The organism is Variovorax sp. UMC13, assembly GCF_014170375.1.
In the GTDB taxonomy this organism is placed as follows: domain Bacteria; phylum Pseudomonadota; class Gammaproteobacteria; order Burkholderiales; family Burkholderiaceae_C; genus Variovorax.
This window is the reverse complement of the sequence record NZ_LZZW01000010.1, coordinates 362091-386319: the sequence shown is the minus strand read 5'-3', so window position 1 is coordinate 386319 and position 24229 is coordinate 362091. Positions and strand designations below refer to the sequence as shown.

Sequence of the window (24229 nt, the reverse complement as noted above, 5' to 3'; positions counted from 1 at the left end):
CATTATTGGTCTTGCGAACCGCGGTGCGCCCAGCCGGTCGTGTGCTTCTCGACCACGCTGAACAGCTCGTACATGGCCATCGCCATCGCGCCCACCACCATCAGGCCTGCGAAGGCCAGGCCCATCTGCATGGCCGAGCCGGCGGAGATCAGCAGGTAGCCGATGCCCTCGTTGGCGGCGGTCATCTCGCTGACCGTGGTGCCGACGAAGGCCAGCGTGATCGCGACCTTGAGCGAGGCGAAGAAGTAGGGCATGGAGCGCGGCAGGCCGATCTTCATCAGCACGTCCCAGCGCTTGGCGCCCAGCACCCGCAGCACGTCTTCCAGCTCGGGCTCGAGCGTGGCCAGGCCGGTCGCGATGTTCACCATGATCGGGAAGAAGCTGATCAGGAAGGCCGTGAGGATGGCCGGCCCGACGCCGATGCCGAACCACACCACCAGGATCGGCACGAAGGCCGCCTTGGGCAGCGCGTTGAAGGCCGTCATCAGCGGGTACATCGCCGCATACGCGAGGCGCGAGCTGCCGACCACGAAGCCCAGCAGCACGCCCACCACGATCGCCAGGCCGAAACCGGCCATCGTGACCCAGAAGGTGCGCCAGGCATGGCCCGCGATGATGGTCTTGAACTCCCAGAACTGGTTCCAGATGCGGATCGGGCTGGGGAAGATGAAGTCCGAGACCTCGAAGGCCGAGCAGACGATCTGCCACAGCACGATCACCGCGACCAGCAGGATCCAGGGCGACCAGCGTTCGATCTGCTTGCTGTTGTTCCTGCTCATGCGGCGGCTCCTGCGGCGGCGGTCTGGGCGGCTGAGATGCCGGTGTTGCGGATGGCCCCGATGTGGCTGCGCAGCTCGAGCACGATGTCGGTGAACTCCTTGGTGTAGGTGAGCTCGAGCTCGCGCGGACGCGGCAGTTCGATCTCGCGCCGGACCACGAAGCGGCCCGGGCTCTTGCTCATCACATAGACCGTGTCGGCCAGGAACACGCTCTCGCGCAGGTCGTGCGTGACCAGGATCACGTTGAACTGCTGCTCGGTCCAGAGGTCGCGCAGGATGCACCACAGCTCCTCGCGCGTGAAGGCATCGAGCGCGCCGAAGGGCTCGTCGAGCAGCAGCATCTTGGGCTCATGGATCAGCGCGCGGCAGATGCTCGCGCGCTGCTGCATGCCGCCCGAGAGCTGCCACGGGAACTTGTCCTCGTAGCCGCCGAGCCCGACCTTCTGCAGCAGCCGGCGCGCGCGCTCGACGTACTCCTTGCGCCTGGCCTTGAAGCTCGAGCGGTAGGGCTCGACGATCTCCAGTGGCAGCAGCACGTTGTCGACCGTGGTGCGCCAGGGCAGCAGCGAGGGCGCCTGGAAGGCCATGCCCGAGATCTTGAGCGGGCCGGTCACGGGCTGGCCGTCGATGCGGATCTTGCCCATCGAAGGCATCTTGAGCCCGGTCGTGAGCTTCATGAAGGTCGACTTGCCGCAGCCCGAGGGGCCGACGATGGCGATGAACTCGCCGCGCTTGACCTTCAGGTCGATGGCCTCGACCGCGAAGTGGTTGGCGCGCAGCAGTTCCTCGTTGTAGGCGAGCCAGACGTCCTGGAAGTCGACGAAGGGTGCGCCGGTGCCGGGTGCGTCGGCCATCACTTCTTGAGGATGTTGAGTTCGGCCGCGGGCGGCAGCAGCGCGGCGGTCCACACCGCATCGGGGCTCACGCGCGTCTTGGTGTTGAAGGCGTCCGACACCTGCGAGGCCATCAGCGCCATGCGGCCCGCGTTGACCGCGCCGAAGCCTTCGGCCCTGGCGTCGGGGCTGTTGATCACGGTGTCGATGGCCAGCTGCAGGCGGCGGGTCTCGAGCTTGCTGTCGATGATGCCGTCGCGCGCCTTGACCGATTCGATCGCCACGGCCGGGTTGGCGATGACTTCCTTGGCGCCCTTGGCGAAGGCCGAGAGGAAGGCCTTCACCGCCGCCGGGTTCTCCTTGATCAGCTTGGGCGAGGCGATGATCACGTTGCCGTAGAGCTTCACGCCGTAGTCGGGGTAGGGCAGGATCACCACGTCGGCCGCCTTGGCGCCGCGCGCCTCGAGGTTGAGCAGCGAGGTGAAGGTGAAGCCGGTGATGGCGTCGATGTCGCCGCGCACCAGCATGGTCTCGCGCAGGCTCGGGTCCATCGCGGTCCAGTTGACCGCGCCCACGTTGTTGGCCTTGGCGAAGATCGGGAAGGCACGGCGGCCCGCGTCGAACACCGGCGCGCCCAGCTTCTTGCCGGCCAGGTCCGCGGGCTTGGTGATGCCGCTCTTCTTGAGCGCCATGACCGAGGCCGGCGTGTTGTTGTAGACCATCATCACCGCCACCGGCTTGTTGGGGCTGTCGGGGTTGTTGGCGTGGAATTCCATCAGCGCCGCGAGGTCGGCGAAGCCCATCTCGTAGGCGCCCGAGGCCACGCGCGTGACCGTGCCGCCCGAGCCGTTGCCCGCGTCGATGGTCACGTCGAGCCCGGCGTTCTTGAAGTAGCCCTTGGCGGCGGGATGCAGGAACAGCGCGGCCGGTCCTTCGAAGCGCCAGTCGAGCTGGAACTTGATCGGCGTCGGGGTCTGGGCGAAGGCCGACGAGAGACCGAAGCTGAGCGCCGAGGCGGCAAGGAAGGACTGGAGCAGTTGGCGCTTGTTCATGCGGGCGATCCTTGAAAGAGATGAATGCGGAGAAGTTCTTCGACATCCAAAGCAAAAACGGTGCCCGCACGCGATTGGTGCAGGCCTTTCAAGAGATCACAGGATGGTGCGTCGCGCACCCCTTCAAGGCACGGACGCGGAGATCAGGCTTCGGTTGCACCAAAGCCGAGCCAATACGGGTCGCCGACCCGCTTGCCCACGCTGGCCGCCGCGTCGCGCACGATGCCGCCGAAGCGTTCGACCAGCGCGTCCGTCAGCGTGTCGGCCGGCAGCGCGATGCCGAAGGCGTAGCTCTGGCGCGTGGCCGAGTCGAACACCGAGGAGGAGATGCCCGCCACGTTGGGCACGGCCTCGCCGCGCGACAGCGCCCAGCCGCTGGCGCGGATCACCGCCAGCCGCGCCAGCAGCTCCTTGCGCGTCTTGGGCGCATCGCCCTGGGCCCGGTCGAGCCGGGGCTCGAACAGCGCCGTCACCTCCGCGTCGCTGGCGCGGGCCAGCAACGCGCGGCCCATGGCGCTGGAATAGGCCGGCGCGCGGCTGCCCGGCGGCGTGTAGATCTGCAGCGCGCCGGCGCCGATGCGCATCTGGATCACCAGCGTGTCGACGCCTTCGAGCACGTTGACGTAGCCGGTGAAGCCGGTCTCGCGCACCAGCGCGTCGAGCGCCTCCTCGACCAGCGAGGCGGCGTTGTGCGAGGCGCGGAAGTGGTAGGAGGCTTCCATGATCACGCCGCCCGGGCGGTAGGCGCGCGTGGCCGCGTCGCGGTCGAGGAAACCGTAGCCGGCCATCATGCTCAGCGTGCGCGAGGCCGAGCTCTTGGGCAGGCCCAGCTCGTTCACCACGTCGGTCACCGTGATGTCGCGACGCAGCCGCGCGATCAGCTTCAGGACGTCCATGGCGTTGGCGAGAGTGCTCATAGTTCAAGGGAGTTGGCGAAGGGGGAATCATAGGTTCCACCCCCGCACCGTCCGGCCGATCAGGGTGAACCGGCCTTGACAGCGCAAGGTGGGCTTCTATCATTGGTTCAATTTTATTGGATATGGTTCCATAAAATGGAACTACAAGGAAGAACCATGACCCATGAAGCGAGGGCGGCCGGCCCGCTCCAGGCCGACGACGCGGGCCCTGCGCCTGTCGAACTGCATCCGAAGGCGCTGGCGCCGGCCAACCTGATCCTCACGGTGGTGCTGAGCGTGTTCGGCGCCATCGTCGGCATCCAGATGCTGGCCAGCCTGGGCATCACGCCCAGCACCTCGCTGATCGGCGCGCTCGCGGCCATGACGCTGGCGCGCGTGCCGCTGGCCATGTTCCGCGGCTTCCGTTCGGTGCATGCGCAGAACCTGGCGCAGACCAGCATCTCCTCGGCCACTTTCGGCGCGGCCAACAGCCTGTTCCTACCGATCGGCATCCCCTTCCTGTTCGGCCTGCCCGACATGGTGGTGCCCATGCTCGTCGGCGTGAGCCTGGCGATGCTGCTCGACGCCTGGCTGCTCTACCGCATGTTCGACACGCCGGCCTTCCCCGCGAAGAACCCCTGGCCGCTGGGCATCGCCGCGGCCGAGGCGATCAAGGCCGGCGACAGCGGCGGCAAGCAGGCCTGGCTGCTGCTGGGCGGGCTGGCCACCGGTGTGGCGGGCGCGGTGTTCAAGCTGCCGATGTCGGCCTTCGGCGTGGCGCTGATCGGCGGGCTGGGCGCGATGACGGCCTTCGGCATCGGCCTGCTGGTGCGCGGCTATTCGGCGCCGCTGTTCGGGCTGGACATCGGCGCGCTCTACCTGCCGCACGGGATGATGATCGGCGCGGGGATCGTGGCGCTGGTGCAGGTGGCGCGGGTGGTGCTGCACAAGCGCGAGCGCACGGCGGGCGCTTCGGCCGCGGTCGCCGCACAGGAAGCCCGCGGCGCCACGGCACTCGGCCGTTCGCTGCGCCTGGGCAGCGTCGGCTACCTCGCGATCATGGTGCTGCTGGCCGTGGGCACGGGCGTCTACACCGGCATGTCGCCCACCATGCTGGTGTGCTTCGTGATCTACGGCACCTTCGCGGCCTTCGTGCACGAACTGATCGTGGGCATCGCGGCCATGCACTCGGGCTGGTTCCCGGCCTTCGCGGTGGCGCTGATCTCGCTGCTGATCGGCATCCTGATCGGCTTCCCGCCCGAGGCGCTGGTGGTGCTGGCCGGCTTCTCGGCCGCCACCGGCCCGGCCTTCGCCGACATGGGCTACGACCTCAAGGCCGGCCACATCCTGCGCGGCGAGACCTCCGACACCGCCTTCGAGCGCGAGGGCCGGCGCGAACAGATGATCGCCGGCATGGTGGGCTTCGGCGTGGCCATCGTGGTGGTGGCCTGCACCTACCGCATGTTCTTCGCTAACCACCAGACCGCGCCCATCAACGCGGCCTACGTGGCGGCCATCAAGGCCGGCATCTCGCTGGACACCGCGCGCAATCTCGCGCTGTGGGCCGTGCCCGGCGCCATCCTGCAGATCCTGGGCGGCGCGCGCCAGCAGCTGGGCGTGCTGTTCGCCACCGGCCTGCTGATCGCGAGCCCCATGGCCGGCTGGATGGTCGCGGCCGGCATCGGCTGCCGGCTGGTGGTGCACCGCGTGATCGGCGCCTCGGCGCGCGAAAGGCTCGAGGTCTTCGCGGGCGGCGTGATCGCCGGCGATGCGCTCTACAGCTTCTTCTCGGGCGCGGTGAAGAGCCTGCGCAAGTAGCCCCCACCGTTCTCTTTTCTTCTTCAATCACAGGACCTCTACATCCATGAAACGCAACCTCACACCCGACGACGTCCGCGCAGCCATCTGGGGCGGCGCCATCCTGGGCGGCGGCGGCGGCGGGCTGATCGCCTCGGGCGAGCGCGCCGCGGGGCTGGCGCTGCAGGTCGGCACGCCGCAGCTCTGGAGCATCGACGAATTCGACCCGGCCGCGCTGACCGCCACCATGGCGCTGGTCGGCGCGCCGGCCGCGCCCGATCCGCACGTGCAGCCCGCGCACCTGTTGCGCACGCTCGAGCTGCTGCAGCGTGAGCTGCCCGCGGGCCAGCGGCTGGTCGGCCTGCATGCCAACGAGAACGGCGCCGAGACCACGGTCAACGGCTGGTTCCATGCGGCCATGACCGGCCTGCCGGTGATAGACCTGGCCTGCAACGGCCGCGCCCACCCGTCGAGCGTGATGGGCGCGCTGGGCCTGCACACCGAGCCCGGCTACCGTTCGGTGCAGGCCTATGCGGGCGGCGAGCCGGGACGCTATGTCGAAGGCGTGGTGGCGGGCCGGCTCGAGCAGACCTCGGCCGTGGTGCGCCGCGCCTCGGTGGAGGCGGGCGGCCTGGTGGCGGTGGCGCGCAACCCGGTCACGGTGGGCTACGCGACGCAGCACGGCGCGCCGGGCGCCATCAGCCATGCGATCGCGCTGGGCCAGACCTACCTGGACGGCGGCGTCGACGCCGTGGCGCGCGCGCTCGACGGCCGCCTCGTGGCCGAAGGCACGGTGCGCAGCTACCGCTGCGAGCAGCAGGAAGGCCTGGACGTGGGCATCGTCGAACTCGACGACGCGGCGCGCACCACGCTGCGCTTCATCAACGAGTACATGCTGCTCGAGCAGCAGGGCCGGCGCATCGCCCGCTTCCCCGACCTGGTGATGACCTTCTCCGGCGACGGCCAGCCGGTGGTCTCGGCCCATGTGCGCGAGGGCGCGACGCTGCGCGTGCTGGTGGCGCCGCGCGCGCGGCTGCTGCTCTCGCGCACGATGTTCATGCCCGAGCTCTACCGGCCGCTGGAGCAGTCGCTGGGCGAGGCCTTCGCGCCGACGGAAGACGCGCTGCCGGCCTGAGCGCCCTGGCCTCTACCAGTAGTACTTGACGCTGACTGTGGCTTCCCGGTCCGCGGCGCGGAAGGGGCCGGCGAAATACTTCTTGTCGAACAGGTTGTTGATGTTCAGCGCGACCCGGTACCTGGCCGTCTCGTAGGCGATGGCGAGGTCGGCCACCGTGACCTCGTCGTTGATTCACGAGGCCGGTGGACGAGAGGTTGTAGGGCGATCGGCCCTTGTAGCGCAGGCCGCCCGCGACCATCAGGCCCGGCACGCTGCGCGGCCGGTAGTCGAGCCAGACGCTCGCGGTGTGGCGCCAGGTCTGGAAGGTCTGGCGGCCGATCTCCGCGGGGCGCGTGCTCCGGGTGGTGCGCGGGTCCAGGTAGGTGTAGCTGGTGAGCGTGCTCAGTTCGCGCGTCAGCGGGAAGCGGCCTTCGAGTTCGAGGCCGGTGGAGCGCACCTCGCCGGTCTGGACGTTGAAGCGCGGATGGTCCGGGTCCTGGGTCGAGACGTTGGTCTGGGTCAGGTCGAAGACCGAGGCCGTGAGCAGCGTCGTGCTGCCCGCCGGCTGGTACTTCAGGCCGAGCTCGTACTGCTTGCCGCGCCGGGGCTTGAAGGTGCTGCCGTCGTACTGCAGCCCGGTGACCGGATCGAAGGAGGTCGCGTAGCTGAGGTAGGGCGCCCAGCCGCTGTCGAACAGGTAGAGCAGCCCGGCGCTGCCGGTGGTGGCCTGGTCGCGCATCTGCGGCTGCGTGGTGCTGGTCTGCTCGGTGCGGACCCGGTCGTGCCGCAGGCTCAGGTTGCCGATCCAGCGGTTCCACTTGAGCTGGTTGAGCGTGTAGAGGCCGGTCTGCCGCAGGTCGGCATTGCTCTCGGACAGCTCGGGCGGCGCGATGAACTGGCCGTAGACCGGTGCGTACATGTCGAGGTCGGGCACGTCCCAGCCGAAGCCCAGGCCACCGCGTTCCTTGTAGCGCACATGGTCCACGCCCAGCGAGAAGGTGTGCTGCAGTTCGCCCCAGCGCAGCTCCTTCTGGATGCGGCTGTCGACGGCCAGCGTCTTGCCTTCGGTGCGCTGCGCCAGGCTGGCCCGCGAGATGTTGCGCCCGTCGGCCAGCACGTCCATGGCGTAGATGTGGCGGTAGTCGATGTCGATGGTGGAATAGCGCAGGTTCTGCGTGAGCTTCCAGCCGTTGTCGGTCTCGTGCGAAAACGCGTAGCCGATGGCGCGCGTGTCGCGGTTGAAGCGATCGAAGGCCGGGTCGCCCGCGGTCAGGCGCGCCGGCAGGTCCTTGATCTGCGGATAGGTGAACAGGCTCGGCCACCACGACTTGGGTGTGCCGCGCTCGTTGGAGTACTGGGCCGCGAGCGTCAGCTGGGTGCGCGCGGAGAGGTTCCAGCGCAGCGAAGGCGCGATGGACACGCGGTCGTCGCGCGAGCCGATGGTGCGGTCGTCGCCGTCGCGGCCCTTGAGGTTCAGGCGGTACAGCAGGTCGCCGTCGTTGCCGATCGCACCGCCGAGGTCGGCGCTGAGCTCGCGGCGGTGGTAGCTGCCGTAGGAGGCGCCCACGCTGTTGACGTGGCCGGCCTCCGGGCGCTTGGACACCACGTTGATCACGCCGCCCGGGCGTCCCTGCCCGAACAGGATCGACGCCGGCCCCTTGATCACCTCGATGCTCTCGAGCTCGTCGATGTCGTCGTTCCACGAGCCGTAGGAGCCGGCGGCGAACTGCCGCAGCCCGTCCTTGTAGTAGGAGCTGCCGTCGCTGAAGCCGCGGATGGTGGCGCCGGCCATGCGCACGTCGGCGCCGGTCACCTCGGTCGAGACGCCGGCGGTGTACGACAGGGCTTGCGACAAGGACTTGGGCGCCTGGGTCTGCAGCTGCTCCTGGCTCACGATGGAGATCGAGCGCGGGGTCTCGATCAGCGGCGTGCCCAGCTTGGTGCCGGCGCTGCGGTCGGTGCCCGCGTAGCTGCCGTTCAAGCGCTCGCCGAGGGAGGTCACGGTGACGGTCGACAGCGTGGCGGCGCTGCCCTCGCGCAGTTCCGGTGCCACCACCTTGCGCAGCGTGAAGCTGCCTTGCTCGGCGCTGTGCGCGCCGAGGCCCGAGCCCGCGATCAGCCGCTCGATGGCCTCGCGCGGCGTGAAGCGGCCGCTGAGCGCGGGCGCCTGGCGCCCGGCGATCAGCGCGCCGTCGTAGAGCACCTGGTACCGGGTCTGGCGCCCGAAGGCGCGCAAGGCGTCCAGCAGGGGCTGCGCGGGCAGGTCGAAGGCGATGCGCTCGGCCGGCGCCACGGCCGGCTGCGCCTGCACCGCCACCGGCGCCGCCATGCCGGCCAGCGCGCCGGCGACCATCCAGGCGAGCAGCCGCGGCCGCATCGCGTGGCCTCTCGTCCTCACCGCGGGCCGCCGCTGTCCTGCCGCCTTGTGTTCCATCCCGCCCTCATTGCGTCGTGCGCTTTCCGCTTGCATTGCCACTCCAGTGCTGTGCCGTTGTTCGATGGGCGCGCGCATGCAGGGCCGGGCGAAGTCCCCCGACCCGCACGCGAAGACGCGCCCGGGGTGGTGGCCGTGGCTGGGTGGCGAAGGCGGGTGCCTTCAAGGGTCCGTGGCTGGCAGCCGTGCGGGCGCGAAGCATTTCGCGCCCCTGCCTCTAGAGAAGCCGGATCGGGCGCAAACCTGGAACCTGCGTCGTCGGCGAAGTTTGAAACAAGATGTGTCTTTCGTGCGTGCGCACCTCAGCCCTTGCGCACCAGCCAGCCGCCGCCCTCGCGCGGCTGCACGTGCACCGGGATCAGGCTCGGCAGGGCCCGCAGGAAACGCTCGGGCGCGTGCGTGGCGAGCAGGCCCGACACGCGCAGCTGGCCGAGCGCAGGGTCTTCCAGCAGCACTGGCTCGCCGATGTAGCGCGCCAGCTCCTGCGCCACCTCCGCCAGCGGGGCGCCGCTGAAGCGGACCTGGCCGGTGCGCCAGTCGCCCACGGTGTCGGCCTCGGCCGGCACGCCGTGGCGCTGGCCGGTGGCCGTGTCGATGGCCATGCCGGCGCCGGCGGCGAGCCGCAGGACCTCGGCGTCGGGCCGGTCGCGGTCGGCCCGCAGCTGCACCACCCCTTCCAGCACCTTCACGACCAGCCGGGGCGGGCCCGCGCGCACGTTGAAGGCCGTGCCCACCACCCGGACCTGGCTGGGGCCGGCGTCCACGGTGAAGGGGCGGTCGCTGTCGGCCGCGACCTTGAAGAAGGCCTCGCCCTGTTCCAGCACGAGCGCGCGCCGGCGCGGGTAGTAGCGCACCGAAAGGCGGCTGTCGATGTTGAGGGCCACCCGCGAGCCGTCGGGCAACTGCAGCTCGCGGGTCTCGCCGGGCGCGGTGCGGGCCTGCAGCGTGTAGCTGGCGGTGTGCTCCCATCGGTACCAGCCGCCCAGCGCGGCGACGAGGACCAGGGCCAGGAACCCCGAGGCCAGCGCCGGGAGAAAGCGCCGCCGCGGCGCTGTCGGCAGGGGGCGCTTGACGGGCGCGGCAGCGGCGGGTGCGGTCGTGCCGAAGGTTTCCGGAAACAGCGCCTTGAGTTGTGGTGCCTGCTGCCAGCGGCGCGCCATGCCGTCGAGGATCTCGCGGTGCAGCGGGCTCTGGTCCAGCCAGTCGTTCAGCGCGCGCTCGTCGGCGCCGGTCCAGCCCGTCTGCTGGCGGCGCACGAACCAGTCGGCCGCCAGCGCGTGCAGCCGGGCCAGGGCCTGGGGCGAGGGGTCGGGTGGAAGTGCTTGCATCATCGTGGGGGCTCGGCCGCGTCCGCTCCGGCTTCCTGCGCGGCCGCGAAGGCCTGCATCTGGGCGCGATCGGCGTAGCGTACGCGGAGTTCGCAATAGGCCAAGGCCCGGCTCAGGTGCCGCGACACCATGCGCACGGTGATGCCCATGCGCTGCGCGGTCTGCTCCAGCGTCAGCTCCTGCACCCGGTGCAGCACGAAGGCCTGGCGTTGCCGCTCGGGCAGTTCGTGCAGTGCATCGCGCAGCCGCGTGAGCTGCTGGCGCTGCTCGGCCTCCAGCGCGGTGTCGCCACGGCCTTCGACCGGCAGCGCATCGACCTCCTCGCGGCAGTCCTCGATCGACACGACGCGCACGCCGGCCTACTGCGGTGCCTTGCGCTGCGCGAAGGCCGCCACGCTACGCACCACCTGGTGCAGGTAGGGGCGCTCCTCGTCGGCGGGCAGGCGCTTGTCCGCCACCAGCATCCGCACGAAGACTTCCTGCGTCGCGTCCTCGATGTCGGCCGGGGTCTTGAAGTAGCGCGCCAGCATGCGCCCCAGCGGTGCCCGCCAGCGCCTGTAGAAGGGGCCGAACGGGCCGGGCTCCTCTTCGTGCTTCATCGCCGTTCCCATGAGACAGGCGCGCGCCATGGCCCGGGCCGGCACGGGGCCGCGCGGGAGTAGGCAACAGCAAAGGGGAGGGCAAGCACAGGACGCACCGGGATGCCACGGATCCGAAATGGCGGAACCCCGTGCGCTGCGGATGAAGCAACGAGGGGCTGGCGGGCCTGGCGGCCTGGCTATGCGCGGATGCCGGGTGGCGGAATGAAACCGGCGGCCATTCTATCGAGCGCGCGATGCGTGGCGTGGCGGGGATGGCGGGCGGCGCGCCCGCCATCCCCACGGTGCCTTACTTCTGGATCGAGGCCTGCGCCACCGCCAGTGCCGTCATGTTGAGCACGCGGCGCACCGTGGCCGAGGGCGTGAGGATGTGCACCGTGGCCGCGGCGCCCAGCAGGATCGGGCCGACCGTGATGCCGTTGCCGCCGGTCATCTTGAGCACGTTGAACAGGATGTTCGCGGCGTCGAGGTTGGGGCAGATCAGCAGGTTGGCCTCGCCGGTCAGCGTGCTGGTGGGCAGCGAGGTGCGGCGGATGTCTTCCGACAGCGCCGCGTCGCCGTGCATCTCGCCGTCGCATTCGACATCGGGCGCCATCTTGGCGAACAGGTCGCGCGCGATGCGCATCTTGCGCGCCGAGGCACGCTCCGAGGTGCCGAAGTTCGAGTGCGACAGGAAGGCCACCTTGGGCGGCAGGCCGAAGCGGCGCACTTCTTCCGCGGCCATCAGCGCGATGTGGGCCAGCTGCTCGGCGGTCGGGTCTTCGTGCACGCTGGTGTCGGCGATGAACAGCGTGTATTTCTCCAGCGTCAGCGCGTTGAGCGTGGCGAAGCCCGGCGCGCCGCGCTTGGTGCCCAGCAGCTGCTGCAGGATCTTGAGGTGGCTGTCGAAGCGGCCCACCAGGCCGCACAGCATGGCATCGGCATCGCCCAGGTGCACCATCAGCGCGGCGATGCTGGTGTTGGAGCGGCGCACCATGCTCTTCGAGGCTTCGGGCGTGATGCCCTGGCGGCCCATGAGCTGGTGGTAGGCCTCCCAGTAGGTGCGGAAGCGCGGATCGTTCTCGGGGTCGACCACCTCGGCATCGACGCCCAGGCGCAGGTGCAGGCCGGCCTTCTTGATGCGGGCCTCGATCACCGACGGGCGACCGATCAGGATCGGCTTGGCCAGGCCTTCGTCCACCGCCAGCTGGGCGGCGCGCAGCACGCGGTCGTCCTCGCCCTCGGCATAGGCCACGCGCTTCTTGGTCGCGAGCTTGGCGGCGCCGAACACCGGGCGCATGAACATGCCGGTCTGGTAGACGAAGCGCGTCAGGTGCTGGCGGTAGGCCTCCATGTCCTCGATCGGGCGGGTCGCCACGCCCGAGGCGGCGGCGGCCTTGGCCACGGCCGGCGCGATGCGCAGGATCAGGCGCGAGTCGAAGGGCTTGGGGATCAGGTAGTCGGGGCCGAAGACCAGTTCCTGGCCCGCGTAGGCGGTGGCCACTTCCTCGCTGATGTCGGCCTTGGTCAGTTCGGCGATCTCGCGCACGCAGGCCAGCTTCATCTCTTCGGTGATCTTGGTCGCGCCGCAATCGAGCGCGCCGCGGAAGATGTAGGGGAAGCACAGCACGTTGTTGACCTGGTTCGGGTAGTCCGAACGGCCGGTGGCGATGATGCAGTCGGGCCGCACTTCCTTGGCCAGCTCCGGCCGGATCTCGGGCTCGGGGTTGGCCAGTGCCAGGATGATGGGCTGCGTGCCCATGCCCTTGACCATGTCCTGCGTGACCACGCCGGGCGCCGAGCAGCCGAGGAACACGTCGGCGTCCTTCATGACGTCGGCCAACGTGCGTGCGCCGCTGTCGGTCTGGGCGAAGCGCGCTTTCGATTCGTCGAAACCGCCCGCGCGGCCGACGTAGATCAGGCCCTTGGAGTCGACCACGTGGATGTTGGCCTTGCGCGCGCCCAGGCCGACGATCACGTCCAGGCAGGCCAGCGCCGCGGCGCCCGCGCCCGACACGGCGATCTTCACGTCCTCGATCTTCTTGCCGACCAGCTCCAGACCGTTGATCAGCGCGGCGGCCGAGATGATGGCCGTGCCGTGCTGGTCGTCGTGGAACACCGGGATGTTCATGCGCTCGCGCAGCTTCTGCTCGATGTAGAAGCACTCGGGCGCCTTGATGTCCTCGAGGTTGATGCCGCCCAGCGTGGGCTCGAGCGCCGCGATGATCTCGACCAGCTTGTCGGGGTCGGTCTCGGCCAGCTCGATGTCGAACACGTCGATGCCGGCGAATTTCTTGAACAGGCAGCCCTTGCCTTCCATCACCGGCTTGGCGGCCAGCGGGCCGATGTTGCCCAGGCCCAGCACCGCGGTGCCGTTGGTGACGACACCCACCAGGTTGCCGCGCGAGGTGTACTCGGCCGCGAGGCTGGGGTCGGCCTCGATGTCGAGGCAGGGATAGGCCACGCCCGGCGAGTAGGCCAGCGACAGGTCGCGCTGGTTGAGCAGGGGCTTGGTGGGCGTGACGGAGATCTTGCCGCGCACGGGGCTGCGGTGGTATTCGCGCGCTGCTTCGCGCAATGTCTCTTCGGCGGGTGACAGTTTGGTGGCCATGGGGGATCTCCGGGATCTTCGTTGTCAAAAACAAAGGAGAGGCTACCGCAAAGCGGCACCTCTCCTGTACGGTGGAAATACGGCAGCGGGCCGTACCGGGTTATTGCGCGGGATCGGGTGCCACCGGATGCTGCGCCATGGCCTCCAGCGCCTTGACCAGCGCCGAATGATCGGATTGCCCGTGCCCCAGCGCGGCGCAGGTGTTCATCAGCTGGGCGGCGGCCGCGGTCTGCGGCAGCGCCAGGCCCAGGCTGCGCGCGCCCTGCAGCGCGAGCTGCAGGTCCTTCTGGTGCAGCGCGATGCGGAAGCCCGGCGAAAAGGTGCGCTTGATCATGCGCTCGCCGTGCACCTCGAGCACGCGCGAGGACGCGAAGCCGCCCGTCAGCGCCTGCCGCACCTTGGCCGGATCGGCGCCGGCCTTGGACGCGAACACCAGCGCCTCGGCCACGGCCGCGATGTTGAGCGCCACGATGATCTGGTTCGCCACCTTGGTGACCTGGCCCGCACCCACCTCGCCCACGTGCGTGATGTTCTTGCCCATCGCTTCGAGCAGCGGCCTGGCGCGCCCGAAGTCGGCCTCGGCGCCGCCGCACATGATGGTCAGGCTGGCCGCGCGCGCGCCGACCTCGCCGCCCGAGACCGGCGCATCGACGTAGCCGCAGCCCAGCGCCGCGATCCGCTGGGCGAACGCGCGCGTGGCGATGGGGTCGATCGAGCTGCAGTCGACCACCAGCTTGCCGGCCGAGAGCCCGCCCGCCACGCCGTCCTCGGCGAACAGCACCTTCTCCACGTCGGGCGTGTCGGGCACCATGAGGAACACGATGTCGGCCTGCCGCGCGACCTCGGTGGCCGAGGCGCAGACCCGGGCCTGCGAGGCGAAGGGCTCGGGCGCGCCGCTGCGCGTGTGGACGAACAGCGCGTGGCCCGCGTCGAGCAGGTGGGCGGCCATGGGCGCGCCCATGATGCCGAGGCCGATGAAGCCGATCTTCTGGGGGGTGCTCATGTCTTTGTTGCTCCTATTGTTGTGCGGTCAGCGCCTCGCGCCACCCGAGGCCGTCGACCGTGGTGCCGCGCGGCTTGTATTCGCAGCCGATCCAACCCTCGTAGCCCAGCGCATCGATGTGCCGGAACAGCCAGGGGTAGTTGATCTCTCCCGTGCCCGGCTCGCCGCGGCCCGGGTTGTCGGCCAGCTGGATGTGGCCGATGCGCGCCAGGTGCTTGGTCAGCGTCTGGCCCAGTTCGCCCTCCATGCGCTGCGCGTGGTAGATGTCGTACTGCAGCCGCAGGTTGGCCGAGCCGACCTCGTCGATCAGCGCCAGCGCCTGCTCGGTGCGCGTGAGGAAGAAGCCGGGGATGTCGAAGCTGTTGACCGGCTCGATCAGCAGCCGCAGGCCGGCCGCCTCGAGCTGGCGCGCCGCGAGGTGCAGGTTGTAGACCACTGTCTGCCGGGCGAGCTGCGCATCGACGCCCGCCGGCAGCTTGCCGACCAGGCAGTTGACCTGCGGGCAGCCCAGCGCGTTGGCGTAGTCGATCGCCATGGCGATGCCTTCGGCGAACTCGCCCGTGCGGTCCGGGTGGCAGGCGATGCCGCGCTCGCCCCCGTCCCAGTCGCCGGCCGGCAGGTTGTGCAGCACCTGCTGCAGGCCGTTGGCGCGCAGGGCCGCGGCCAGTTCCTTCTTGTCGAAGGCGTAGGGGAAGAGGTACTCCACGCCTTCGAAGCCCGCCTTGGCGGCGGCCTCGAAGCGTTGCATGAAGGGCAGCTCGGTGAAGAGCATCGTGAGGTTGGCGGCGAATTGGGGCATGGTCGAAATTCCGAAAAGTGGGAGCGCGCTTCTTTCCAGGAACACCGCGGAACCGGCTTTGCCGGGCCGCTGGTGTTGCCCCCGGTCGGGGGTTGGAGAAGCGACACGAAGTGCGCGTAGCCTGGGGGCGAGCTTTGGCTAATCCAGCATCGCCACCGCCAGCGCCGTGGGTGCATCGGCCAGGCTCTCGGCCAGTGGCTCGAATTCGTTGATGGCGTCGATCTCGGTGCCCATCGCGATGTTGGTCATGCGCTCCAGCATCACCTCGATCACCACCGGCACGCTGAACTCGGCCATCAGCGCCTCGGCGCGGGCGATGGCGGGCGCCATCTCTTCCTGGGTGCGCACGCGGATCGCCTTGCAGCCCAGGCCCTCGACCACCTTGAGATGGTCCACGCCGTAGCCGCGTTCGATGCCGGCATCGGGCGCCGCGTTGATGTTGTCGAAGGCGAGCTGCACGCAGTAGTCCATCTCGAAGCCGCGCTGCGACTGGCGGATCAGCCCGAGGTAGGAGTTGTTGACCACGATGTGCAGGTAGGGCAGCTTGAACTGCGCGCCCACGGCCAGCTCCTCGATCATGAACTGGAAGTCGTAGTCGCCCGAGAGCGCGACGATCTTGCGCGTGGGGTCGGCCGCGCGCACGCCCAGCGCGGCGGGGATGGTCCAGCCGAGCGGGCCGGCCTGGCCGCAGTTGATCCAGTGGCGCGGGTTGTAGACGTGCAGGAACTGCGCGGCCGCGATCTGCGACAGCCCGATGGTGCTCACGTAGCAGGTGTCGCGTTCCAGGTGGTTGTTCATGCACTGGTACACGCGCTGCGGCTTCATCGGCACATCGGCGAAATGGGTCTTGCGCAGCATGGTGCGCTTGCGGTCGCGGCAGGCGCCGGCCCAGCTGCCACGGTCCGGCAGCCTGCCCGCGGCCTTCATGGCCTCGGCCACTTCCACGAACAGTTCCAGCGCGGCCCTGGCATCGGACACGATGCCGAAGTCGGGCGTGAACACGCGGCCGATCTGCGTGGGCTCGATGTCCACGTGCACGAAGGTGCGGCCCTTGGTGTAGACCTCGACCGAGCCGGTGTGGCGGTTGGCCCAGCGGTTGCCGATGCCCAGCACGAAGTCGCTGGCCAGCATCGTGGCGTTGCCGTAGCGGTGGCTGGTCTGCAGGCCGCACATGCCGGCCATCAGCGGATGGTCGTCGGCGATCGCGCCCCAGCCCATCAGGGTGGGGATCACCGGCACGCCGGTGGCCTCGGCGAAGCGCACCAGCAACTCGCTCGCATCGGCGTTGATCACGCCGCCGCCAGCCACGATCAACGGACGCTCGGCGGCGTTCAGCATGCCGATGGCCTTCTCGATCTGCGCGCGGGTGGCGGCCGGCTTGTAGGGCACCAGCGGCGCGTAGCTGTCGATGTCGAACTCGATCTGCGCCATCTGCACGTCGAAGGGCAGGTCGATCAGCACCGGGCCGGGCCGGCCCGAGCGCATCAGGTGGAAGGCCTGCTGGAACACCTGCGGCACCTGGCCGGGCTCGCGCACCGTGACCGACCACTTGGTCACGGGCTTGGAGATCGACTCGATGTCCACCGCCTGGAAGTCCTCCTTGTAGAGCCGCGCGCGCGGCGCCTGGCCGGTGATGCAGAGGATCGGGGTCGAATCGGCCCAGGCCGAGTAGAGGCCCGTGATCATGTCGGTGCCGGCCGGGCCCGAGGTGCCGATGCACACGCCGATGTTGCCGGCGATGGCGCGCGTGTAGCCCTCGGCCATGTGCGAGGCGCCCTCGACGTGGCGCGCCAGGATGTGGGCGATGCTGCCGCGCCCGCGCAGCGCCGCATACAGCGGGTTGATGGCCGCACCCGGCACACCGAAGGCCTGTGTCACGCCTTCCTTTTCCATCACCAGCACGGCGGCCTGGGCCGCGGTCATCTTTGCCATGGGAACTCTCCTTGTGGTGGGCCCACTGTAGGAAGCGGGGCGCGTTCGAAGAAGAGGGCGGGGGGCCATAAAAGCTATTCCGTGGCGGAATAAGTGGCTAGGATGCGGGCCATGGACCGCCTGTTAGCCATGGAGATGTTCGTTCGCGTGGTGGAGACCGGAAGCTTCTCCAAGGCCGCGCGCGAGTTCAACACCACCCAGCCCACCGTGACCAAGCAGGTCGCGGCCACCGAGGCGCGGCTCAAGGTGCGGCTGCTCAACCGCAACACGCGCGGCGTGAGCCTGACCGAGCCCGGCGCGCTGTACTACGAGAAGTGCAAGAGCATCGTGCGCGACGCGCAGGAGGCAGACAGCATCGTGCAGCTGCGCCAGAACCAGGCGCAGGGGCTGCTGCGCATCGGCACCTCGGTGGCCTTCGGCCGCCGCGTGGTGGTGCCGCTGGCGCTGGCCTACATGCGCCGCCATCCGCAGCTGCAGCTCGACCTGAGCTTCGAGGACCGCTATGTCGACCTGATCGCGCAGGGCATCGACGTTGCGATCCGCATGGGCAAGCTGGCCGATTCCTCGCTGGGCGCGCGCTACCTGGGCGTCAACCCGTGGGTCATGGTGGCGTCACCCGCCTACCTGAAGAAGCACGGCACGCCCCGGCGGGCGCAGGACCTGGGCGCGCACGTGGCGCTGGTCTACAGCAGCGTGGTGGGCGACGAGTTCTGGCGCATGCACACGCCCAAGGGCGATCCGGTCACGGTGCCGGTGTCGGGCCGCTTCCGCTCGAACAACCTGTCGGCCGTGCTCGCGGCCGCGCGCGACGGGCTCGGCATCGCGCTGATGCCGCGCTATGTGGCGAGCGAGTCGCTGGCGGCCGGCAAGGTGCTGGCGGTGCTGGTCGACCACAGCCTGCCCGAGCAGGAGATCCATGCGGTCTTCCCCTCGCCCAAGCTGCTGCCCGGCAAGGTGTCGGGCTTCGTGGCCTTCCTGCAGGGGCATTTCGAGGAAGGCTGGTGGAACGGCGGCTGAGGCCGCCTGCCGCGCTCAGTGTTTCTTGCGCTGCGCCTCGACCACCACGGGATCGGGTGCGCCCAGCGGCTCGGCCGGGTCGTCCGACGCGTGCCCCGAGCCCACATGCCCCGAGTCCGCGAACAGGCTCCAGGCCGCCATGAACAGCGCCGCGATCACCGGGCCGACCACAAAGCCGTTGATGCCGAACAGCGCCATGCCGCCGATGGTGGACATCAGCACGATGTAGTCGGGCATCTGCGTGTCCTTGCCCACCAGCAGCGGGCGCAGGATGTTGTCGACCAGGCCGATCACGAACACGCCCACGAAGATCAGCACGCCGCCCTGCCACCATTGGCCGGTCGCGAGGTAGTAGATCGCCACCGGGCCCCAGATCAGCGCCGCGCCCACCGCGGGCAGCAGCGACAGGAAGGCCATCAGCACGGCCCACAGCAGTGCGCCCTGCACGCCCAGGAACCAGAAGGTCAGGCCGCCCAGCGTGCCCTGTGCCACCGCCACCGCCACGTTGCCCTTGATGGTGGCGCGGATCACGGTGGTGAACTTGTTGAGCAGGTAGTGGGTGTGCGGCTTGGCGAGCGGCAGCGCGTCGCGCATCTTCTTGGAGAGCTCCGCGCCGTCGCGCACCAGGAAGAACAGCAGGTAGAGCATCACGAAGAAGCTCACCAGGAAATCGAAGGTGTTCTGCCCGATGGTCAGCGCCTGGCTGGCGACCAGTTGGCTGCCCTGCGCGGCACCGGCCGAGATGCGGGCCTGCCAGGCTTCCATATTGCCGAGGTTGAAGCGCTGCACCAGGTTGAGCATCCACTGCGGCAGCGCATCGAGGATCTGCTGGAAGTAGGTGGCGAAGTTGATCTCGCCCGAGCGGATGTTCTGCGTGACCAGCGCGATCTCCTGCACCAGCGACACGCCCACCATGGCGAGCGGCAGGATCACGATGAACAGGCACAGCGCCAGGGTCGACAGCGCCGCGGCGTTGCGCTTGCCGGGCATCTTCTTCAGCAGCCACTTGAACAGCGGCGTGAACAGGATGGCCAGTGCCACGCCCCAGAGCACCGCGCCGAAGAAGGGATGCAGCACCCAGACGAAGGCGGCGGTGACGGCGGCGAGCAGGGCGAGGAAGACGCCGCGCTGGAGTTGGGGTGAATTCATAGGTGAGGGGACTTTATCCGAGCCCGCTGCCGCCGTCGTGTCGGCGGGCATGCCCTCATGAGCCCCCACAAGGCCGGTCCGGAACCGGCGCCGGGCCGTGGCCAGCGCTGGCCCTCTAGCTACGCATTCGATAGCGGTCGGCGGTAATAAGTCACGGCTTCAGCGTTTGCCGCGCGGCAGCTCGACCGGCGACAGCGCGGCCCGCAGCCGGCCCGGCGCATCGAGCCCGGGCGCCGGCGCGACCTCGAGCGCGCGCTCGACGTTGCCGATGTGCGTGATCATCAGCGTGCGCGCCGCGGCGTTGTCCCCGGCCTCGAGCGCCGCGACGATCGCGCCGTGCTCGGCGCACGACTGCCCCGCATGGTGCTTCGACTGGTAGAGCGTGGCGGCCAGCGTGGTGCGGGCCGTGAGGTCGCGCAGCACGTCGACCAGCAGCCGGTGGCCCATCTGCTCGGCCAGGCACACATGGAAGTCGGCCAGCAGGAAGGCGCGGGTGGCGGCATCGGCGCCGTCGATGGCGCGCTGCTCCTGGCCGATGTGCTCGCGCAGCTTGCGGATCACCTTCTGCAGCGGCCGGCCCTTGCTCTCGGCCAGGATGCCGGCCTCGACGATGCGGCGGGCGGCGAAGGCGTCCTGCGCCTCCTCGGCCGAGGGCTCCACCACGTACCAGCCGCGGCGCGGCTGCACCTCGACGAAGCCGCGCGCCTGCAGCTGCATCAGCGCCTCGCGCACCATGGTGCGGCTCACGTCGAAGGTCTCGGCCAGCGTCTGCTCGCCCAGCCGCTCGCCCGGCGCCAGCTTCTGCGCCAGGATGGCCTCGACCACGCGCGCGGCGATGGCAGTGGGGCTGACGTCGGTCGCCATGGCGCTCAGTGGCCCGTCGACAGCGGGGCGGCTTCGGCCAGCGGCTCGTCGTCGGGCGAGTAAGTGCCGTCGAGCACCGCATGCGCGCGTTCGCGGTCGATGTCGCCTTCCCACGCGGCGATGGCGACCGTTGCCACGCAGTTGCCGATCAGGTTGCCCAGCGCGCGGGCGATGCCCATGAACCAGTCGACCGACAGCACCAGCACCAGCCCGATCGCGGGGATCGCCGGAATCGCATGCAGCGTGGCGGCCAGCACCACGATGGCCGAGCCCGGCACGCCGTGCGCGCCCTTGGAGGTGACCAGCGCGATCGCCAGGATGGTCATCAGGTCGGCCATCGAGATCGGCGTGTTGGTGGCCTGGGCGATGAACACCGCGGCCAGCGTGATGTAGATCGAGAAGGCGTCGAGGTTGAACGAGTAGCCGGTGGGGATCACCAGCCCGACCGTCGAATCGCGGATGCCCATGCGGCGCAGCTTGGCCATGATCTGCGGCAGCACGCTGTCGGAGGAGGTAGTGGCGAACACCACCGCCAGTTCCTCGCGCAGGTAGCGCAGCAGCTTCCACAGGCTGAAGCCCGACATGCGCATCACCAACCCCAGCACCACGAACACGAAGACCAGCACCGCGCCATAGAACAGCGCCACCAGCATGCCCAGCTGCTTGAGCGAACCGATGCCGTACTGGCCGACGGTGAAGGCGATCGCGCCCAGCACGCCCAGCGGCGCCAGCTTGATCAGGATGCCCATGATCTTGAACAACACCAGCGAGAGCGCGTCCACCACCACCGCCACCGGCTTGCCGCGCTCGCCCAGCAGCGTGAGCGCGCAGCCGAACAGCACCGCGAACAGCAGCACCTGCAGCACGTCGCCGGTGGCGAAGGCATTGACCACCGTGGTGGGGATCAGCTTCATCAGGAAGTCGACCGTGCCGCCGCTGGTGAGCTTGTCGGCGTTCGACGCATAGGCGCTCATCGCGGCCGGGTCGAGCTTGGACGGATCGACGTTCATGCCCACCCCAGGCTCGAACACGAAGGCCAGCACCAGGCCCATGGCCAGCGCGATGGTGGTCAGCACCTCGAAGTAGATCAGCGACTTGATACCCACCCGGCCCACGCGCCGCAGGTCGCCCGCGCCGGCGATGCCGTGCACCACCACGCAGAACACCAGCACCGGGATGATCATCTTGATCAGCTTGATGAAGCCGTCACCCAGCGGCTTGAGCTTGACGGCGTACTCGGGGGCCAGCAGCCCCGCGAGCACGCCCAGCACCAGCGCGATGACCACCTGACCGAAAAGCGATTTGGCGAAGCGAGGCATGGAGTCTCCTGTTGTCTTTGGGTTTGCATGCAAGGACCGCTCTATCTTGCATACAAGAAATGTAGGCAAGATGCCCAGGGCACCACAGAGGGTTATCCCGGGGCGGATTCCGGGGCGCTCGTACCATCGGCGCCATGCGAAAACTTCCCCTTCCCACCGGTGGCGAGATGCCGGTTCTCGGTCTCGGCACCTGGCAAATGGGCGAGGCCGAAGCGCGCCGCGTGGCCGAGGTCGCGGCGCTGCGCGAGGCCATCGTGCTGGGCTACCGGCTCATCGACACGGCCGAGATGTACGGCGAGGGCGGCGCCGAGACCGTGGTGGGCCAGGCAGTGGCCGAGGCCCTGCGTGCCGGCGACGTGCGGCGCGAAGAGCTGTTCATCGTGAGCAAGGTCTATCCGCACAACGCCGGCCGCGAGGACACGCGCGACGCCTGCGAACGCAGCCTGCAGCGGCTCGGGCTCGACGCGATCGACCTCTACCTGCTGCACTGGCGCGGCAACCATCCCCTGCGTGAAACGGTGGAGGCGATGCAGGCGCTGGTGGCGAAGGGCCGCATCGGCCACTGGGGCGTGAGCAACTTCGACACCGACGACATGGAGGCGCTGACGCAGGCCATCGGCGATGGCCCCGGCTGCGCGGTCAACCAGGTCTATCTGTCGCTGGGAGAGCGCGGGCCCGAGTTCGCGCTGCTGCCCTGGCTGCGCGAGCGCGGCATGCCGCTGATGGCCTACAGCCCGATCGACCAGGGCGCGCTGGCCGGGGACGCGGCGCTGGGCCGGCTCGCGACCCGCCTGGGCGTGACGGCCGCGCAGCTCGCGCTGGCCGCGGTGATCGCACGGCCCGGCGTGGTCGCGATCCCGAAGGCGGCGCGCAGTGCGCACCTGAAGGAGAACCTGGCCGCCGCGGACCTGGTGCTGGATGCGGCGACCCTGGCCGAACTGGACCGATTGCGGCCACCGCCGCGGCGAAAGACGCCTCTGGCAATGATCTGACGGTGAGCCGGTTCAGTGCGCCTCGGCCTGCTTGGCCGCGGCGATCACAGCCTGCTCGTCGTGCTTGGCGCCATTGAGGAACAGGTTCAGCAGCACCGCCGTGATCGAGGCCAGCAAAATGCCCGACTCGATCAGCGAGTGCAGGCCGTGCGGCATCCACTGCTTGAAGTTGGGCGCGATCAGCGGAATCATGCCGACGCCGATCGACACCGCGACGATCATCGGGTTGTGGCGGTTGGTCTTGAAGTCCACGCCCGAGAGGATGCGGATGCCGGTGGCGGCCACCATGCCGAACATCACCAGGCCCGCGCCGCCCAGCACCACGGTGGGCAGCGACTCGATCAGCGCCGCCATCTTGGGCAGCAGGCCCAGCACCACCAGGATCACGCCGCCGGCCGCGCAGACATAGCGGCTCTTGATGCCGGTGACCGCCACCAGGCCCACGTTCTGCGAGAAGCTGGTGTAGGGGAAGGTGTTGAAGATGCCGCCGATCAGCGTGCCCAGGCCGTCGGTGCGCAGGCCCTTGGCCAGCGCCTTCTGGTCGACCTTGCGGTCGGTCATCTCGCCCAGCGCCAGGAACATGCCGGTGGACTCGATCATCACCACGATCATGATCAGCGTCATGGTGAGGATCAGGATCGGATCGAAGGCCGGCATGCCGAAGTGGAAGGGCAGCACCACGTCGAACCAGGGCGCCTTGCCGACCTTCTCGTAGGTCATGATGCCCATCACCGAGGCCACCACCGCGCCGATCACGATGCCCAGCAGCACCGAGATGTTGGCGACGAAGCCCTTGGCGTACTTCACGATCAGCAGGATCGACACCAGCACCAGCGCGGCCACGCCCAGGCCCGTGAGGTCGGCGTACTTGGGGTTGGGCATGGTGGGCATGATCGCGAAGCCCTTGGGCACCGGCGGGATCGAGCTGCCCGGCGAGGTGACCTCGGCCAGCCACTTGGCATAGACCGGGTCGACCACCGCGGGCGCGGTCGGGCCGAAGGGGTTGCCGAAGATCCAGTTGATGCCCACGCGCATCAGGCTGATGCCGATCACCGCGATGATCGTGCCGGTGACCACCGGCGGGAAGAAGCGCAGCATGCGGCTGACCATGGGCGCGATCAGGATCGAGATGACGCCGGCCCCGATGATCGAGCCGAACAGCAGCTGTGCCCCCGCGGTGCCGGGGTTGGCATTGGCGATCGCCACCATCGGCGCGACCGAGGCAAAGGTCACGCCCATCATCACCGGCAGCTTGATGCCGAACCATTGCGTGGCGCCCAGCGACTGGATCAGCGTGGCGATGCCGCAGCAGAACAAATCGGCCGAGATCAGCAGCGCGACCTCGTCGGGCGTGAGCTTGAGCGCGCGGCCCACGATCAGCGGCACCGCGACGGCCCCGGCATACATCACCAGCACATGCTGCAGCCCGAGGGCCGAAACCTTGCCGAGAGGGAGCCGCTGGTCCACGGGATGGACCGTGGCGGGCGGTGCGGACGAGTGAGTGCTCATGGCGAAAACTCCTGCTGAAAACGACGAAGGTCGACGATCAGTCCACATTAACTGTATACAAAGATGTGCGCAATAGTGTTTTCTATCGGTCTGGAAGCACGGCTGCGGCGGCCGTGAAGGCGCAAATTTCAGAGAAATCTAAAACAAAAGGTTTCACAAAAAATGGGATGCGATGGCGGGTTGCGAAGCAAGATGGCGTCCGGCCTCGTGTCCACCCAAC

General features: G+C 69.1%; 19 protein-coding genes and 1 pseudogene. 4 read left to right on the top strand and 16 right to left on the bottom strand.

All coding sequences use genetic code 11. The features are described 5' to 3' along the window. Nucleotides 1-2: 2 nt before the first annotated feature. The 4 genes from A9977_RS06750 to A9977_RS06735 all read right to left on the bottom strand — a co-directional run bounded on the left by A9977_RS06750 (nt 3) and on the right by A9977_RS06735 (nt 3581). Nucleotides 3-779, bottom strand: a complete 777-nt coding sequence (locus A9977_RS06750) for an ABC transporter permease (RefSeq protein ID WP_183024101.1) — start codon at nt 777-779, stop codon at nt 3-5. Continuing rightward, entirely contained in the window at nt 776-1633 is an 858-nt protein-coding gene (locus tag A9977_RS06745; RefSeq protein ID WP_183024100.1) for an ABC transporter ATP-binding protein, read from the bottom strand. The genes A9977_RS06750 and A9977_RS06745 overlap by 4 nt, the downstream gene beginning before the upstream one ends. Then, nucleotides 1633-2664: an ABC transporter substrate-binding protein gene (locus A9977_RS06740; RefSeq protein WP_183024099.1), complete on the bottom strand. Its 1032-nt coding sequence runs from the start codon at nt 2662-2664 to the stop codon at nt 1633-1635. Before A9977_RS06740 ends, A9977_RS06745 begins: the two co-directional genes overlap by 1 nt. A gap of 143 nt (nt 2665-2807) precedes the next feature. After that, nucleotides 2808-3581 carry an IclR family transcriptional regulator gene (locus A9977_RS06735; RefSeq protein ID WP_183024098.1) on the bottom strand — a complete coding sequence of 258 codons (774 nt, stop codon included), beginning with the start codon at nt 3579-3581 and terminating at the stop codon, nt 2808-2810. A gap of 156 nt (nt 3582-3737) precedes the next feature. On the opposite strand from A9977_RS06735, the gene A9977_RS06730 reads away from it, so the two are divergent. Together A9977_RS06730 and A9977_RS06725 are read left to right on the top strand one after the other, a co-directional pair. Beyond that, nucleotides 3738-5378, top strand: a complete 1641-nt coding sequence (locus tag A9977_RS06730; protein WP_183024097.1) for an OPT/YSL family transporter — start codon at nt 3738-3740, stop codon at nt 5376-5378. A gap of 46 nt (nt 5379-5424) precedes the next feature. After that, nucleotides 5425-6492: a DUF917 family protein gene (locus A9977_RS06725; protein WP_183024096.1), complete on the top strand. Its 1068-nt coding sequence runs from the start codon at nt 5425-5427 to the stop codon at nt 6490-6492. Nucleotides 6493-6504: 12 nt separating this feature from the next. Here the strand turns inward: A9977_RS06725 and A9977_RS06720 are convergent. The 8 genes and pseudogenes from A9977_RS06720 to gcl all read right to left on the bottom strand — a co-directional run bounded on the left by A9977_RS06720 (nt 6505) and on the right by gcl (nt 17159). Further along, nucleotides 6505-8851 (bottom strand): annotated as a pseudogene (locus A9977_RS06720) (TonB-dependent siderophore receptor). A gap of 359 nt (nt 8852-9210) precedes the next feature. After that, nucleotides 9211-10239 (bottom strand): FecR domain-containing protein, encoded by a 1029-nt coding sequence (locus tag A9977_RS06715; protein WP_183024095.1) that lies wholly within the window; start codon nt 10237-10239, stop codon nt 9211-9213. Beyond that, entirely contained in the window at nt 10236-10589 is a 354-nt protein-coding gene (locus A9977_RS34180) for a sigma-70 family RNA polymerase sigma factor (protein ID WP_310936098.1), read from the bottom strand. Before A9977_RS34180 ends, A9977_RS06715 begins: the two co-directional genes overlap by 4 nt. Before the next feature lie 6 nt (nt 10590-10595). Beyond that, complete coding sequence (locus A9977_RS34175) at nt 10596-10835, bottom strand: RNA polymerase sigma factor (RefSeq protein ID WP_259651838.1); 240 nt, start codon at nt 10833-10835, stop codon at nt 10596-10598. 289 nt (nt 10836-11124) lie between these two features. Next, the gene (locus A9977_RS06705; RefSeq protein ID WP_183024094.1) at nt 11125-13425 is read right to left on the bottom strand and encodes an NADP-dependent malic enzyme; all 2301 of its coding nucleotides are present in this window, start codon (nt 13423-13425) and stop codon (nt 11125-11127) included. A 100-nt stretch (nt 13426-13525) separates the two neighbouring features. Further along, nucleotides 13526-14428, bottom strand: a complete 903-nt coding sequence (locus A9977_RS06700) for a 2-hydroxy-3-oxopropionate reductase (RefSeq protein WP_183024093.1) — start codon at nt 14426-14428, stop codon at nt 13526-13528. A gap of 13 nt (nt 14429-14441) precedes the next feature. After that, on the bottom strand, nt 14442-15227 hold the full coding sequence (gene hyi, locus A9977_RS06695) for a hydroxypyruvate isomerase (RefSeq protein WP_183024092.1): 786 nt from the start codon (nt 15225-15227) through the stop codon (nt 14442-14444). 138 nt (nt 15228-15365) lie between these two features. Beyond that, the gene (gene gcl, locus A9977_RS06690; protein ID WP_183024091.1) at nt 15366-17159 is read right to left on the bottom strand and encodes a glyoxylate carboligase; all 1794 of its coding nucleotides are present in this window, start codon (nt 17157-17159) and stop codon (nt 15366-15368) included. Nucleotides 17160-17270: 111 nt separating this feature from the next. Between gcl and A9977_RS06685 the strand changes: the two genes are divergently transcribed. Then, the gene (locus A9977_RS06685) at nt 17271-18176 is read left to right on the top strand and encodes a LysR family transcriptional regulator (protein ID WP_183024090.1); all 906 of its coding nucleotides are present in this window, start codon (nt 17271-17273) and stop codon (nt 18174-18176) included. 15 nt (nt 18177-18191) lie between these two features. On the opposite strand, the gene A9977_RS06680 is transcribed toward A9977_RS06685, so the two are convergent. The 3 genes from A9977_RS06680 to A9977_RS06670 all read right to left on the bottom strand — a co-directional run bounded on the left by A9977_RS06680 (nt 18192) and on the right by A9977_RS06670 (nt 21508). Beyond that, nucleotides 18192-19325, bottom strand: coding sequence for an AI-2E family transporter (locus A9977_RS06680; RefSeq protein WP_183024089.1), 1134 nt, complete (start codon nt 19323-19325; stop codon nt 18192-18194). A 159-nt stretch (nt 19326-19484) separates the two neighbouring features. Beyond that, a complete protein-coding gene (locus A9977_RS06675) occupies nt 19485-20189 on the bottom strand; it encodes a GntR family transcriptional regulator (protein WP_183024088.1) in 705 nt (234 codons plus the stop codon). Nucleotides 20190-20194: 5 nt separating this feature from the next. Next, complete coding sequence (locus A9977_RS06670; RefSeq protein WP_183024087.1) at nt 20195-21508, bottom strand: C4-dicarboxylate transporter DctA; 1314 nt, start codon at nt 21506-21508, stop codon at nt 20195-20197. A 134-nt stretch (nt 21509-21642) separates the two neighbouring features. On the opposite strand from A9977_RS06670, the gene A9977_RS06665 reads away from it, so the two are divergent. Then, nucleotides 21643-22500 (top strand): aldo/keto reductase, encoded by an 858-nt coding sequence (locus A9977_RS06665; RefSeq protein ID WP_183024086.1) that lies wholly within the window; start codon nt 21643-21645, stop codon nt 22498-22500. Between the two features lie 12 nt (nt 22501-22512). Here the strand turns inward: A9977_RS06665 and A9977_RS06660 are convergent, their stop codons facing one another. Further along, nucleotides 22513-24009: a nucleobase:cation symporter-2 family protein gene (locus A9977_RS06660; RefSeq protein WP_183024085.1), complete on the bottom strand. Its 1497-nt coding sequence runs from the start codon at nt 24007-24009 to the stop codon at nt 22513-22515. Nucleotides 24010-24229: the final 220 nt, after the last annotated feature.